Source organism: Planococcus beijingensis, assembly GCF_016820615.1.
GTDB lineage: Bacteria > Bacillota > Bacilli > Bacillales_A > Planococcaceae > Planococcus > Planococcus notacanthi.
Map to the genome: position 1 here is coordinate 59,219 of NZ_JADHDZ010000008.1, position 14,416 is coordinate 73,634.

Annotated in this window: 17 protein-coding genes; 3 read left to right on the forward strand and 14 right to left on the reverse strand. The window is 45.1% G+C overall.

Annotated elements, in window-relative coordinates; translation table 11 throughout:
• Positions 1-6: 6 nt before the first annotated feature.
• The 6 genes from ytpR to IRE19_RS16340 all read right to left on the reverse strand — a co-directional run bounded on the left by ytpR (position 7) and on the right by IRE19_RS16340 (position 4,029).
• The gene (gene ytpR / locus IRE19_RS16315; protein ID WP_203341213.1) at positions 7-615 is read right to left on the reverse strand and encodes a YtpR family tRNA-binding protein; all 609 of its coding nucleotides are present in this window, start codon (positions 613-615) and stop codon (positions 7-9) included.
• A complete protein-coding gene (locus IRE19_RS16320) occupies positions 612-1,427 on the reverse strand; it encodes a DUF1444 family protein (protein WP_203341214.1) in 816 nt (271 codons plus the stop codon). The genes ytpR and IRE19_RS16320 overlap by 4 nt, the downstream gene beginning before the upstream one ends.
• Before the next feature lie 64 nt (positions 1,428-1,491).
• The gene (locus IRE19_RS16325) at positions 1,492-1,809 is read right to left on the reverse strand and encodes a thioredoxin family protein (protein WP_203341215.1); all 318 of its coding nucleotides are present in this window, start codon (positions 1,807-1,809) and stop codon (positions 1,492-1,494) included.
• A gap of 12 nt (positions 1,810-1,821) precedes the next feature.
• Complete coding sequence (locus tag IRE19_RS16330) at positions 1,822-2,334, reverse strand: hypothetical protein (protein ID WP_203341216.1); 513 nt, start codon at positions 2,332-2,334, stop codon at positions 1,822-1,824.
• Between the two features lie 59 nt (positions 2,335-2,393).
• Entirely contained in the window at positions 2,394-2,912 is a 519-nt protein-coding gene (locus IRE19_RS16335; RefSeq protein WP_203341217.1) for a DUF84 family protein, read from the reverse strand.
• Positions 2,913-2,955: 43 nt separating this feature from the next.
• Positions 2,956-4,029: a M42 family metallopeptidase gene (locus IRE19_RS16340; RefSeq protein WP_191716691.1), complete on the reverse strand. Its 1,074-nt coding sequence runs from the start codon at positions 4,027-4,029 to the stop codon at positions 2,956-2,958.
• A 167-nt stretch (positions 4,030-4,196) separates the two neighbouring features.
• Here IRE19_RS16340 and IRE19_RS16345 point away from each other — a divergent pair, with 167 nt between their 5' ends.
• Positions 4,197-4,511, forward strand: a complete 315-nt coding sequence (locus IRE19_RS16345) for a PepSY domain-containing protein (protein ID WP_191716690.1) — start codon at positions 4,197-4,199, stop codon at positions 4,509-4,511.
• Positions 4,512-4,540: 29 nt separating this feature from the next.
• On the opposite strand, the gene IRE19_RS16350 is transcribed toward IRE19_RS16345, so the two are convergent.
• The 6 genes from IRE19_RS16350 to pepV form a co-directional block, all read right to left on the reverse strand.
• Positions 4,541-5,395, reverse strand: coding sequence for a YtnP family quorum-quenching lactonase (locus IRE19_RS16350; protein WP_203341218.1), 855 nt, complete (start codon positions 5,393-5,395; stop codon positions 4,541-4,543).
• A 22-nt stretch (positions 5,396-5,417) separates the two neighbouring features.
• Positions 5,418-6,068 (reverse strand): tRNA (guanosine(46)-N7)-methyltransferase TrmB, encoded by a 651-nt coding sequence (gene trmB, locus IRE19_RS16355; protein WP_203341219.1) that lies wholly within the window; start codon positions 6,066-6,068, stop codon positions 5,418-5,420.
• 3 nt (positions 6,069-6,071) lie between these two features.
• Complete coding sequence (locus IRE19_RS16360) at positions 6,072-6,995, reverse strand: diacylglycerol/lipid kinase family protein (RefSeq protein ID WP_191716687.1); 924 nt, start codon at positions 6,993-6,995, stop codon at positions 6,072-6,074.
• 28 nt (positions 6,996-7,023) lie between these two features.
• On the reverse strand, positions 7,024-7,557 hold the full coding sequence (thpR, locus tag IRE19_RS16365; protein ID WP_203341220.1) for an RNA 2',3'-cyclic phosphodiesterase: 534 nt from the start codon (positions 7,555-7,557) through the stop codon (positions 7,024-7,026).
• A 91-nt stretch (positions 7,558-7,648) separates the two neighbouring features.
• Positions 7,649-8,497, reverse strand: a complete 849-nt coding sequence (dat, locus tag IRE19_RS16370) for a D-amino-acid transaminase (protein ID WP_203341221.1) — start codon at positions 8,495-8,497, stop codon at positions 7,649-7,651.
• Positions 8,498-8,514: 17 nt separating this feature from the next.
• A complete protein-coding gene (gene pepV, locus IRE19_RS16375; protein WP_203341222.1) occupies positions 8,515-9,888 on the reverse strand; it encodes a dipeptidase PepV in 1,374 nt (457 codons plus the stop codon).
• Between the two features lie 303 nt (positions 9,889-10,191).
• Between pepV and IRE19_RS16380 the strand changes: the two genes are divergently transcribed.
• Positions 10,192-10,413, forward strand: coding sequence for a DeoR family transcriptional regulator (locus IRE19_RS16380; RefSeq protein WP_142829443.1), 222 nt, complete (start codon positions 10,192-10,194; stop codon positions 10,411-10,413).
• Between the two features lie 40 nt (positions 10,414-10,453).
• Here IRE19_RS16380 and IRE19_RS16385 read toward each other — a convergent pair whose 3' ends face one another.
• Positions 10,454-11,167 (reverse strand): pseudouridine synthase, encoded by a 714-nt coding sequence (locus IRE19_RS16385; RefSeq protein ID WP_203341223.1) that lies wholly within the window; start codon positions 11,165-11,167, stop codon positions 10,454-10,456.
• Positions 11,168-11,177: 10 nt separating this feature from the next.
• Positions 11,178-12,782, reverse strand: coding sequence for a putative polysaccharide biosynthesis protein (locus tag IRE19_RS16390; RefSeq protein ID WP_191716682.1), 1,605 nt, complete (start codon positions 12,780-12,782; stop codon positions 11,178-11,180).
• Between the two features lie 128 nt (positions 12,783-12,910).
• Here IRE19_RS16390 and IRE19_RS16395 point away from each other — a divergent pair, with 128 nt between their 5' ends.
• Positions 12,911-14,194 (forward strand): BaiN/RdsA family NAD(P)/FAD-dependent oxidoreductase, encoded by a 1,284-nt coding sequence (locus IRE19_RS16395; protein ID WP_203341224.1) that lies wholly within the window; start codon positions 12,911-12,913, stop codon positions 14,192-14,194.
• The last annotated feature ends 222 nt before the right edge of the window (positions 14,195-14,416 follow it).

Here is a 14,416-nt window from a genome sequence, read left to right on the forward strand (position 1 = left end):
GTCGCGTCACGCCTTTACTTGGAAAGCTGAACCGACTTCTGCATCTTCAGGCAACACAAGAATGCCTTTTTCCTGAGGTGCATCCGGCAAAGCCAATTCTTTTGCTGAACAGATCATGCCGGACGATGCCACTCCCCGAAGTTCTGCATCACGGATAACCATACCTGAAGGCATGACAGCTCCTACTTTTGCCACAACCACTTTTTGGCCCTGTTCAACGTTCGGTGCACCACAGACGATCTGCAATTGCTCGCCGCCGACAGAAACCTGGCAGACATTCAATTTATCGGCATTTGGATGCTTTTCTTTTGATTCCACAAAACCGACAACAAATTTTGGTGAGAAATCCACTTCCAGTGTGAAATCGATTTCGTTTTTCGAAAGAGCATTCTGTAAAGAAGTAACTAGTGCTTCAGTCACTTCCACTTGCTTTCCTTCCGGAAGTTCTGCATAGCTTGAAGCATTGAACAAATTGAATCCGGCAATTTCACCAGCTTCGTCTTTGATCAATGTGACATCGCCATTTTGTTCAGGATGAATTTTTTCTGGGGTTTCTGTTTGCAGTTGAACCAGCAAAACATCGCCAATTCCCTGTTTATTGTAGAATGCATTCATTTTTTATCGTTCTCCTCATTCGGTTTATTTTTGGCCATGATGAAAATCGGCTCTAATTCTTCATTTTCATAAATGAACGACAAGGAAGTGATCGGCACTTTGCCATTGGTAAAGAAATGCATGGCCATCTGTGCGAGCACGTCGTATCCCGTTTCATTTCGGATATCTCCAATGATCAATACATCTTGATGAGGTACGGACACCGTCATATCTCCCGTTGTTTTCGCCTTCATTTCTTTCAGGAAAGATTCGTTTAAAATGCGGGAAGCATCATAACCATCATTTTCATTCAGGAAATAAAAGACATTGCCCGCTACATGATCTTCTTTGACAGCGGTCTTCAATTTCCTTACCTGAAACTTCGCGATTTCCTTTATCTGCTCTTCTGTCAGACTTAATGAATTTAACACATTTTCGTCAATTAAGCGATAGGTAGTGCCAGCATCCAAAGCGAAATAAATACGTGTTTCTGCTGTATGTTCAGCTGTAATGAACTTATGGCCTTCATTGGATTCAGTTGGAAACGAAGTAGAACGGATAACCGGGAAAATATGCTCAGTCGATTTCATTTCTCCCTTAGCTTCCCTTTCCATAGCATCAAAAGTTTCGGTGATGGTATAAACGATTTCCTGAATCGCTGCATCCCCTTTTGCTTCAAACCGATTGATCACCTGTGGCATAGAGATGCTCATGCCTTTTCCGAGTTCTTTGTGGTTGATATGCGTAATGTCCTTTTCACGGTCAAAGCGCCATTCCAATTGGCGGCTTGGCATCCGTTCTCTAAGTATATTAAAAAGTTCAGTTGATTTCATCGTTGTTTTGACCTCTCTTTCATAAATAAACGGTTCAGCCCAGTCAAGGCGAACCGTCTTTTTATTATTTTGGCAAATTCGAAATAAACCCTTCGATTTCTGCTTGTGTTTTACGGTCCTTGCTGACGAAACGCCCTGTTTCCCGGCCATTTGAATAAGCAAGGAAGCTCGGGATGCCAAAGATATCCTGTTCGATACACAAATCGATAAATTGATCGCGGTCTACTGAAATAAAGGCATAATCCGGAAACGTCTTTTCGATATCCGGCATAATGGGATCGATCACGCGGCAATCCGGGCACCAGCCTGCTGTGAACATAAAAACAGCTGGCGTCCCTTTCGTCAGGTCATGAAATTCTTCGGTCGATTGTAAGTTTCTCATTTGTGTATTCTCCTATTCATCGGTATTGATTGAACGGACAGTTTCCATCATCCACTCCATTTTCTGAGGGACGTCGTTTTTGCCCGTCATAGTCGTCATTTTTGCACCACCGGAACTGACCACCAACTCCAGCTGATCTTCGGCTATTTCTTTAACGGTTACAAAGCCGAAACGGCCGTGTTGCCGAAATGTCTCATCTGCTATCCAGATCTGTTCGGGATCTGCTTTTTGCAAGTCGTAGAAAAAAGTGCTTGCGCCTTTTTCATTCGGGTTGATGAATAAAATAAATGAATCATTGCCTTTTGTAATCATGCTGTTATAGTCATCCGACGGTTCTTCTATGTCGTAGCCTTTAGGCAGGTACAAATCCATTTTGCCCACCTTTTCATTGGGTTTTTCTGGCTCTCCCTGAAACGCTTCGCGCGCATTGGCTATTCCTTGGGTAATCTGTTCTTCCGGTGTCGCCATGCACCCAGCCAGTATGACGGACAACAGCAAGACAAGAACCAATCCATTTCGAGGCACGTCCATTCCCCCTTACGTTACTGCTACTTATTTTAAAGGTGTTTACAGACACATGCAACTTAATCGCTGTCCAGCTGGTATTGCCCAATCAGCAACTTGACCACATGGCTAAACATTTCTCCTCGATTGACTGCACCGTCAGTCAAAATTCCGATAGCGCCTTTATGATGGCGGATTCCAATTTCATTGGCATAGTCATCCATGACCGGTCCCAGCTCCGCACCTAAATACAGTTTGTCTGCAATCGCTTTCGGCAAAGGAATCTGGGCACCGGCTGCTGTGTACATCCGGCCATCCTTTGTGGTTAAAGCACCCCAATTGCATAAATACAGAATGCCTTCCATTTCATAGACGCCGCCTTCAAGTCCAATGGCGAAATCGAAATCTCCCAATGCGTTTGCGGCACGATTCTTTGCACCCTGACGCGTTTCCTCTTGGGAAAAAGGCTGTTCCGAAACTCCAGAAGCGGCTTCAACTGCTGACAAGTCAACAGTCCACTCAAGATTTGCCAGGATGCTTGAGACCGCATTTATTTTCGCCGGGTTTTTTGAGGCGATAACTGCACGAATTTTCTTCATCTTCACTATTCCTTTCCAAAAAAAAGAGCCCGCAGGCACTTTTTTAGACGTTTTGTTTAATGGTTTCAAGCGTCGAACGATCTGTCGCTTTGACAAGTTTCGTCAAGAGTTCTTTCGCCGCAGCATAGTCGTCCGTGTGGATGATAGACGACGAGGTATGGATATAGCGTGAGCAGATCCCAATCACAGAACTTGGAATCCCTTCGTTGGCTGTGTGCACACGACCTGCATCCGTTCCACCTTGTGAAACAAAATACTGATATGGGATGTTATGCGTTTCGGCAGTATCCAAGATAAATTCACGCATGCCGCGATGCGTTACCATGCTCTTGTCTAAAATGCGCAACAACGTCCCTTTGCCAAGCTGGCCAAATTCATTTTTATCGCCTGTCGCATCATTCGCCGGGCTGGCGTCCAATGCGAAGAACAAATCCGGCTTGATCATCGCTGCCGCTGTCTGCGCTCCCCGCAAACCGACTTCTTCCATCACTGTCGCTCCGGAGAATAATTGGTTCGGCAGTTTTTCGTCCTTCAGTTCTTTCAGTAATTCGATGGCCAATCCGCAACCATAGCGGTTATCCCAGGCTTTTGCCATAATCTTTTTGTCATTGGCCATTGGCGTGAAGGGGCTGAACGGGACGATCTGCTGGCCTGGACGTACGCCGAGAGCCAACGCATCGTCTTTGTCATCTGCGCCGATGTCGATTAACATGTTCTTGATTTCCATTGGTTTGCTGCGCAATTCATCACTCAATAAATGCGGAGGAATCGAACCGATAACTCCAGGAATCACCCGATTTCCAGCTACTATGTCTACACGGGTAGCCAGCATTACCTGGTTCCACCAACCACCTAAAGGCTGGAAGCGAATCATGCCGTTTTCTGTAATTTGCGTCACCATGAATCCTACTTCGTCCATATGTCCAGCCACCATGATCCGTGGTCCATCTTCTTGGCCATCTTTGACACCAAAAATACTCCCTAGATTATCTTGGAGCAATCGATCTGAAACTTTTTCCAGTTCCTGGCGCATAAACTTCCGGACAGCATGTTCATTGCCCGGGGCGCCCGGCAGTTCCGTTAAGGTTTTAAACATTTCACGAGTTTCAGCATTCATATCAAAATTCCTCCTAATAACTTACCTTCATTAAGTTTAGAGCTTTTTTCAGACGATTTCCAGCTATATAATTCGTTTTTCGAAAGATTAATGACTTTTAAGCTATCATTTCGCCCTTCAAAATATTTATGGTACAATTTATTCAGTAAGCAGAGGAGGGATTTTTAGTGAAAAATCGTGATTTATTGATTGGATTTGCTACAGGTGTAGCAGCAGCATATTTAGTAAAAGAAGTGGTTGATCGCACACAAAAACTTTATCCGGCGGACAACGTCTTGAAAGAAGTCAAGTCTGCGTTTAAAGAAGAAGGCCCGATCGACGGTTCATGGATCTTCATGAAAACCGAGCCTTATAAACAGCATGCACTTACGACGGAAGTCTATAAAGGCGGCATCACGCGCCATAAAGAAGACGAACTTCAGCAATTCGAGTTTTTGGCGGATGCCTACACAGGCGCAGTAATTGAAGTCAAACAAGTATAATAAAAAAGGAGCCTAATCGGCTCCTTTTTTCATATCACTTTTTCTTTGCGCTCAAGCGATTCGACGATTTCTTTGCCGTCTGCGCTCCATTTCAGGATGCGATAATAGGCATCGTGGTAAAAACTGAAGTAATAGCCATTTTCCAACGCTTCTTTCATCAGCTTTTCTTTCGCGTAAATCGAATCCATCGGATAATCATCAAACGCCAGTACCCATAGCGGGTTTTGATGCGCATGGGTCGGCATGATGTCCGCCATATGGAGGATCGTTTCATCCCCGCTTTGCATCTTGATGACGCTGTGGCCATCCGAATGGCCTCCTGTATGGATCAGCGTAATGGCATCAAACAAAGTTTTCTCGCCTTCGAAAGTCTCCACTTGACCGGTTATCGGCTCCCAGTTTTCTTTCCAATAGGTGTTGCGCGAGCGGATATTCGGATGCTGCATTTCATTCCATTCTGTTGCTGAAACATGGATGGTTGCATTCGGGAATGCCGAAACCAGCTCTTCTCCCTGCCATTTCGTCAACCCCGCTGCATGGTCACCATGAAGATGAGTCATGAGGATTGTATCGATATCTTCAGGCGTCAGCCCAAGCTCCGCCAAGTCCTCTTCCACACGCGACTCTTGGGAAACCCCTAAATTACGCAGTTGGCGTTCAGTCAATTTGCCGGCACCGAGGCCGCTGTCGATCAAGATATTGTGGCCTTCGTATTGGACTAAGATTGGATGTGTCGGCAATTCAATCTGGTTTTTTTCATTGACCGGATACCGCTTTGACCAAATCACTTTCGGCACTACCCCAAACATCGTGCCGCCATCCAAATACGTCGTTCCCCCATCAAGCCAAGTTAAAGCCATATCGTGAAATTGAAATTTCTGCATTCCCTTTTCCCCCTTGTCGTGATCAGCTAATTGAAAACTGCGCTTCCATCCGATAAATCGGCTGGCCTTTTTTCGAGAATTTTTCTTCGTACTCCGTCATGATGTTCCACTCGGGTTCATTGTCATGAAGATCCAATGAGACCTCTTTTAATAACATACCATATTCAGAAATGCTCGTAAGCGAATATTCGAAAAGTTTCCGGTTATCGGTTTTAAAATGGATTTCTCCTTGTTCAGGAAGCACCGCTTCGTAAAGCTTCAAAAAAGATTCATGGGTCAGACGGCGTTTGGCATGCCGTTTTTTCGGCCATGGATCAGAAAAGTTCAAGTACAGTCTATCCACTTCACCTTTTTCAAAATAATCAGCGATGTCTTTTGCATTCACTTTCAATAAACGCAGATTGGAAATTTCTTCCTCATTTTCCAAAATAGTCTCAAGAGCCGTGACGATGACACTATCGAACAACTCGATGCCGATATAATTAATCTGCGGATTGGCTTTAGCCATTCCGATGATGAAGCGTCCTTTTCCAGTTCCGGCTTCGATGTGAAGCGGATTTTCATTACCGAAAACTTCCTGCCATTTTCCTTTTTTCTGCTCTGGATCGGGAATAACGATTTCTGGATGGGTGTCGATCAAATCGGCTGCCCATGGTTTAAAACGTGATCTCATGTTTCATCCTCTTTCTTTTCCAATATTTATTGAGTTCCATTTTTTGTGGCTGACTGCATAAACGACCATTTCGTTTGGAGAACTTATACCGGCATCGTCACCATCCACATGGCGGCAAACCGGTTTATCCGTCGAGAGCCGGAATTCCCGGCTGCTCATTTGGCTGACCTCTTTGAAACGCGTATGTGCTCCGCTGAATACCGTACCAAAAACCAGCAGGAGTTTCAAACGCGAAATGTGATGGACGACCGTCAGCTCAAGCAATCCGTCATCTGTTTTTGAGGACGGTGATATTTTCATGCCTCCGCCAAAGTACGGCTGATTGCTGACCGTCGCCAGCCAGACATCTTCGTAGACTGTTAAATCTCCATCCGTCTCCACTGATAAAGTAAATTTCTCAAACGTCAAAAAAGTCCTGATGACGTACAAAAAATAAACCAGCTTTCCAAGGCCAAGCTGATTGAGCTTTTGCTTAATGGCTGAAAGGTTCACAGCGATGGTGATTTGCGCATCAAAACCGATTCCAGTACTGCTGACGAACTGGGATTCGGCCCTATCTGTAAACTCACCAAGATCTTCCCGCCGAAAAAAAGGCCGTTCAAGAAATCGCTCGATAGCCTGTGCATCCTTAAAACTTCCATATGCTCTGGCAAAGTCGTTGCCAGAACCAGCCGCTACAGAGCCGACAATGATTCCTTTTGCACCGGCAGCTCCAACTATAATTTCTCTGAGCGTGCCGTCTCCGCCAAAACCAATCAATAAGACATTTTGCTGGTGCCGGTAGCCGGCTGCTAGTTCAACTGCATGCCCGGGAAATTGCGTAACAATATGCTCATAAGGAAACCGGATGGTCTTTTCAAATCGGTGCCATTTTTTCAGTGCTCTGCCATTTCCCGCGAGGGGATTGATGATAAATACTGTTTTCATATACACTCGCCTTTAGACATATTAGGAACTAAATCCCGAGAGGGTAATTAGCGATTTTCTTGTACCGTGGTTTTTCTTTTGGTGCTATTCGGAATAGCGAGAACTCCGCTACCTCAAATTCCAACAGGCTGACCGACAAATGAAGATCCACCGGTTCCCCGCCAGCCCACTTATTCGCCAAAGTAATGTGCGGCACATACCTTTTCTGGTCGGTTCCGAGCTGCAGCGATTCCAAAGACTCTGAAATTTGATGCTGCAGTTTTTCCAGTTCCGCACTTTTTTGTAATGCGGCATAAATCACCCGAGGGGTTTTCGGGTTGCCGAAAGTCTGAACGCCTTCGATCACCAACTGGAACGGCGATTCATGGATAGCGGCTAACAGCTCTTCCACTTGCTTGATCTTGTCCTGTTTGTCTTCGCCTATAAACAGAAGCGTAATATGCATATCTTCTGGAGGCGTCAGTCTTTTATGGGTTTGCAGCTGCCAACTGTCGCGTTCTTTGCCCAATGTTTCTGCGATATTTTGCGGAACTTTAATTCCAATAAAATAATGTGGTTTCATTGTCATCACCTGGCTTCAGTTTACCATGCAAACAGACGCAAAAAAATAGTGATCGGCTAGAGCCAATCACTTTTCTTTTAAAATGCTGCTATTATAATTTGATTCCCACCTGAATACGTGCTTCAAATGCTTTCTGAAGCTTGCGCGTCAATTCTCCCGGCGTTCCATCGCCGATCTGCTGATCACCAATCTTGACGATTGGCATCACTTCAGTGGTTGTCGACGACATGAAGAATTCATCCATTTCGAGTGCTTGCGTTTTTGTAAATGCCGTTTCCTCTACAGGAATTTCCAGCTCTTTGCACAACTCGAGAATGACTCTTCTTGTAATACCGTTCAATATGAGATTATTGGCAGGATGTGTAAAAAGAGTCCCGTTTTTAAATCCGTACATATTTGATGAACAGCCTTCTGTCACCGTCTCGCCTCGATGCAGAATCGCTTCAAAATAGCCTTCTTCGTAGGCTTCTTGTTTAGCCAAAACATTGCCCAATAAGTTCAAGCTCTTGATGTCACAGCGCAACCAACGGATGTCCTCAATGAATTTAGCCGTTACGCCTGACTGCATGCTGGCAACCGGACGCTCAACGGTCTTCGTATTGCCTGTGATGACTGGTGTGGCATCTGTCGGGAACTGATGCTGACGTTCTGCAGCTCCACGTGTGATCTGGACATATACCTGGCCATTATCAATATTGTTCATTTCAACAAAATCATACATCATTTTATGAAATACATCTTTTGTGTAAGGAATGACGATTTTGATCTTATCTGCGCTTTCATAAAAACGATCAATATGTTCTTTCGCTGTAAACAGGTTTCCGTCATAAACACGGATCACTTCATAAATCCCGTCTCCAAATTGATAGCCGCGATCTTCCTTTGAAATCACCAAATCTTCTTCACGAATAAACTCTCCATTATGCAAAATCAAATCCATATCCATTCCCTCTTCCCTCATTTTTTACATGCTAATTGATAAATTGCTTCCGCATAAATCGCAGTCGCTTTTATTAAATTGTCGATATCGACAAATTCATCCGCTTGATGGGCAAGGTCCGGTTCTCCCGGGAACAACATGCCGAATGCTACACCTTTATCCAGGACACGCGCATAAGTGCCGCCGCCAATGGCAATTAATTCGGCGGTTTCGCCGGTCTCTTTTTCATAGGCGTTTTGCAGCGTCTTAATGAATGGATCGTTTTCGTCCACATAATGAGGTGGAGAATTGGACACCACTTCCAGGACAAAGTCCTTTAACTCATAGGCAGCCATCTTTTCTTCAAATGGGTAACTGACAGAGTAGCGCATGCTGACATTGATCGTCGCCGTTTTCGTTTTTTCAAAACGGATGATGCCCGCATTGAATGTTGTGTCACCGGATTGCTCATCCGAAAAATCAAGACCCAGCTTGCGCCCTCGTGAATCCTGATAAAATGTGTCCGCAACAAAAGCCACGAATTTCTGGCCATCGCCTTCCAACCGATCCTTTAAAAACAAAGCAAGCAGGATTCCGGCATTGATGCCATCCTCCGGCTCCATGGCATGCGCTGATTTGCCTTTCACGGTCAATTCGGTTGAGCCGTTATGCTGTTCCACCACACCTGTCACTTGATGCTTGGCACAAAACGCCCTAAACTCCTCTTGCCATTCAGCCAATTGCCCGTTTAAAATAGCGGTTGCCTTGTCCGGCACCATATTTGTCCGATGTCCGGCAATGAACGATTCCAGAATCGCGTCTTCGTGCATCGAAAATGTGGAGAAGACCAAGCTGGCAATACCTTTTTCCGCATTGATGATCGGAAAATCCGCATCGGGTGCAAAAGCCATAGCTGGCATTTCCTCTGTTTCGAAATATCGTTCGACACACCGGAATCCACTCTCTTCATCCGTTCCGATGATCAAGCGAATGCGCTTATTGAATTCCACGCCGGCATCTTTCAGCATATTCAACGCAGTCCAAGCGGCGATTGTCGGCCCTTTGTCATCGATGGCTCCCCGGCCATAAAGCCGACCATCATGGATTTCTCCGCCGAACGGATCTTTGGTCCATCCTTCGCCTGCCGGAACCACATCCACATGCCCTAAAATCCCAAGCAATTCTTCTCCTTGGCCAATTTCAAGATGCCCTGCCATGTCGGCCACATTTTTTACTGAATAGCCATGTTGTCTACCTTTTTCCAAAAACCAGTCCAAAGCCTGCTTAACATCTTTTCCAAAAGGAGCTGTTGGCGTTGTTTCGTCACTTAGTACACTGGGAATCGCCACGAGCTCCTGCAATTCACTCAGCATGGTATCTTTTCTTTTTTTAGCTTCTAGCAGCCAATCCATGTTTCACACTCCTTTTTGTTATGGCTATTGTACACCTTTTTTCACTTAATTAAAGAATTTGTATGGAATTTGCACAAAAAATTCTGTCTTTCCAATGTTATATTTGTGTAAAAATAAAGGAAAATCCTAGAATTCGAAATGTTTTTCCGCTATAATCAAATTGTCAGATTAGTTAGATTGACACATCTTTTTAGGAAAAGGGGCTGTCTTTGGCATCTATCTTAAACCTGCTGTATAAACCTCAGGATATCGTCCGCTAGTCTTTGCCAATGGGAAAAAAGATGAAGGAGTGGTTCTATCATTATGAAACCTACGACCGACCGCATGCTCATTCGAATTAAAGATATGTATAAGTACATTCTCGAAAACGGGACTGTAACGACGCAAGATCTTGTCGACGAATTCGGCATCACTCCTCGCACCATTCAAAGAGATTTGAATGTGTTAGCCTTTAACGACTTGGTGACAAGCCCAACTCGAGGCAAATGGACAACGACGCAACGGAAAGTGAAGATGACGTCCTGAAAAGATTTCCTAAACAAAGAAAATGACCGCAGCTATGCGGTCATTTTCTTTGTTTTAAACTGTTTACTTCCTCTTCCGTCAAATGGCGGTATTCGCCGAGCCCGAGCTCCGGGTCCAAAGTTAACGGTCCCATCGACAGACGCTTCAAGTAAACTACCCGTTTACCGACACTTTCGAACATCCGCTTGACCTGATGAAACTTGCCTTCAGTAATAGTCAATTCAATTTTAGAAAGAGGTCCGCTTTCAAGGATGTTCAGGCTGGCAGGCTTCGTCACATACCCATCATCCAACGCTACACCTTTCTTGAATGCTTCTTTATCCGCTTCCGTAACCAGTCCTTCAATCAATGCATAATAGGTTTTATCCACATGCTTTTTAGGCGACAGCAGTTCATGCGCCAATTTGCCGTCATTGGTCAACAACAGAAATCCTTCGGTGTCCTTGTCCAGCCGCCCGACCGGAAACGGTTCGAAATGCTGCTCTTCTTCATCCAGTAAATCAATGACCGTTTGGTCGTACTTGTCTTCTGTCGCCGATATGACATCCTGCGGCTTGTTCATCAACAAATAGATGAATTCCGTATAGGCGACTGCTTCTCCGCCAACCAGCACTTGGTCGGCATGTTCATCCACATGAACTTTCGGATCGCGGACAATTTCGCCGTTTACTTCCACTGCTTTTGTTTTAAGCAGGACTTTGACTTCTTTTCTTGAGCCGAAGCCCATGTTTGAAAGAAATTTATCTATACGCATAGTGTCACTCCTAAAAACCGAGCTTCCGGGAAATTTTCGTTATTTTCGAGCCCAACAGTTTTTGTGCCAAACCGGTCTTCAGGCCAAGATAGCCGTATACGACTGCCCCGACTCCACCAATTAGGATGATCCGTATCATAGATAAGAATTTATTGTCCATTCCCAAGAACAGATCCAGCCCTGACATTGCCAGATAAACCGCTCCGGCCATGATCAAGTTCAAAATAACGATCAGGATGACACGTCTTCCCACCATCTGCGAACGATAGTTCATGGTTTTGACGATGACCAGCATATTCATGCCGATAGCAACTAGATAACCGATGATGGTTGCTGCAATCGCGCCGTCCGTTTCAAAACGTTCGATCAGCGGTGTATTCAGGATTGCTTTCAGCAGCAAACCGGTAGACAAGTTGATGATGATCCATTTTTGTTTGTTGATTCCTTGCAGAATTGACGCCGTTACCGGGAAAGCTGAAAACAAAATCGCTACCGGCAAGTAATGCGCCAAAATTTCCGAACCAACATCGCTGACTTCATAAAAGACATGATACAGTTCGTCTGACAACATCGTCATCCCGATTACGGCAGGCAATGTCAGGAACAGCAAGACCTGTATGGACTGATCCAAAGTCCGTGATACCTGAAGATGCTCATTGCGGGTGAAATGCTTGGTGATCAACGGAATCAAGGCCATGGAAAAACCTGTGGCCAGCATGACTGGAATCATAACGAGCTTATGCGCCGTCAAGTTCAAAATTCCAAGCAAATCGATTTCAGAGACATTGCCTCCCGAACTCATGGCCCGGTTAAATGTCATCAGATCGACAAATTGAAACAAAGGATTGGCGATGCCAAGGAAAATGACCGGAATCGCATAAATTACAATTTCCTTGTACATATCACGCAGTTTAACATCGTAAGACTCAACTGAATTGGCCAGCAGACGGTTGTATTCCGGTTTTTTCTTTTTCCAGAAATAACCCAGCGTGACAATTCCGCCAAGTGCTCCGACAGCTGCAGATAATACAGCAAATTGAATCGCTGTTTTTGGAGTGCCATCGAAAATATAGATAACGGCAAAAGCGCCGCCCAGCAAGAAAATAATACGGACAATCTGTTCAACCAACTGGGATACAGCGGTTGGCATCATGTAGTTATAGCCCTGGAAAAACCCTCTCCAAAGACTCATAAATGGAACAACGATCAATGCAAAGCTGACCCAGCGAATCGCTTCGGTGACATCCCCAACTGAATAAATCAGTTCGTCTTCAGAAATTGTAATGCGGGCAAGCGGTTCCGCAAACAAATAAAGCAAGAGGAAAGAAATAAAGCCAGTGACCATCATCGTCAGCAACCCGGACTTCAATAATCTCCTCCCTGTCTCGTAATCTCCAAGGGAATTGTATTTGGCTGTGAATTTCGAGAAAGCGATCGGGGCGCCTGAAATGGCCAGCGCCAGCATCAGGTTATACGGTATGTATGCGTATTGATAAAGACCGATATTGTCTTCTCCCACCATGCTGTAAAACGGGATGATATAAATAACGCCCAGGATTTTCGATAAAAATAAACCCAAAGTTAAGATGGCTGTACCTTTAATTAATGATGACATTTTGCACTTCCTGACTTGTTCATGATAAAAGCAATCTACACGATAGTTTACACCTATAAAAGAAATTACTCAACGAGTTTCGCATCATCGTGTATACTGAGAGAAAAACGAAAGCGAGTTCTTATTTTATGTATGACGTTATAATCATCGGTGGGGGTCCCTCCGGTTTAATGGCTTCAATTGCCGCAGCTTCTAGAAACCAAAAGGTTTTATTGATCGAAAAAGGAAAAAAGTTAGGAAAAAAATTAATTATTTCGGGCGGCGGCCGCTGCAACGTGACCAACCGCTTGCCTCTTGACGAAATTGTGAAACATATTCCAGGAAACGGACGCTTTCTCCACAGTCCGTTTTCCGTCTTCAATAACGAAGACATCATCTCCTTCTTTGAAGGACTTGGCGTCGCTTTAAAAGAAGAAGACCACGGCCGGATGTTCCCGGTCTCCAACCGGGCCCAGGACGTGGCAGATGCCATGTTCAAGGAAATGGACCGGCTGAATGTCACCGTGCTCCTCGATTCACCAGTCAAGAAATTATTGATGACTGACGAAAAAGTAACCGGCGTCCGCCTTCATACCGGTGAAGAGTATACGGCCAAAGCCATCGTCGTGGCGGTCGGCGGCAAAGCCGTGCCGCAAACCGGTTCTACTGGAGACGGGTACCCATGGGCCGAAAAAGCCGGGCATACCGTCACCGACCTTTATCCGACCGAGGTTCCTTTGCTGTCGAAAGAACCGTTTATTGTCAGCAAGGAACTTCAAGGCCTCGCACTGCGTGATGCTGCCGTAACCGTCTTGAACAAAAAAGGCAAAGTCCTCGTGACCCATCAGATGGATATGCTGTTTACCCATTTCGGATTGAGCGGACCTGCCGTTTTGCGCTGCAGCCAGTATGTCGTCAAGGAAATGAAGAAAAACGGTGGCCAGCCTGTGGAAATGCGCATCAATTCTATGCCCGATGAAAATGCAGAGTCCGCATTTCAGCTGCTCTTTAAGATGATGAAAGAAGATCCCAAAAAATCGGTTAAAAACGTTTGGAAAAGTCTAGCACAGGAACGTTGGCTGCTGTTCCTTCTTGCGCGTGCAGATATCGATCCCCAATTGACCGGCGCGGAACTTGCCAGCGATAAAGTGCGTGCATTCGCTCAGCAATTGACTGCTTTCAGTATGTTTGTAAATGGCACTCAGCCGATTGAGAAAGCCTTTGTTACCGGAGGCGGCGTATCCATCAAGGAAATCGAACCGAAAACGATGGCGTCCAAAAAGAAACCAGGCTTGTATTTCTGCGGTGAAATTTTGGATATCCACGGCTATACCGGCGGTTACAACATTACCTCTGCACTCGTGACGGGCAATGTCGCCGGCCAAAGTGCAGCGCGTTTTGTGCAGGAAAGCCAGGTAGAAAGCGGGGCTTGAAATTAATGGACAGCTTTACCGAATACACGTTGCTGTTAGTCTATTTTCTGCCATTGCTTATTATTTTCGGCGCTTTGCTGATCGGGCGCGCTTTTGATAAGAATAAGAAAAAGTGAACGATTCCATAGTTTTGCTGCAAAGATAAGGACCAAAACGATACTTTTCTATCTAAACAATAGAGAGGCAGACCGGAATTTTCCGGCCTGCCTCTCTTTTTTGCTA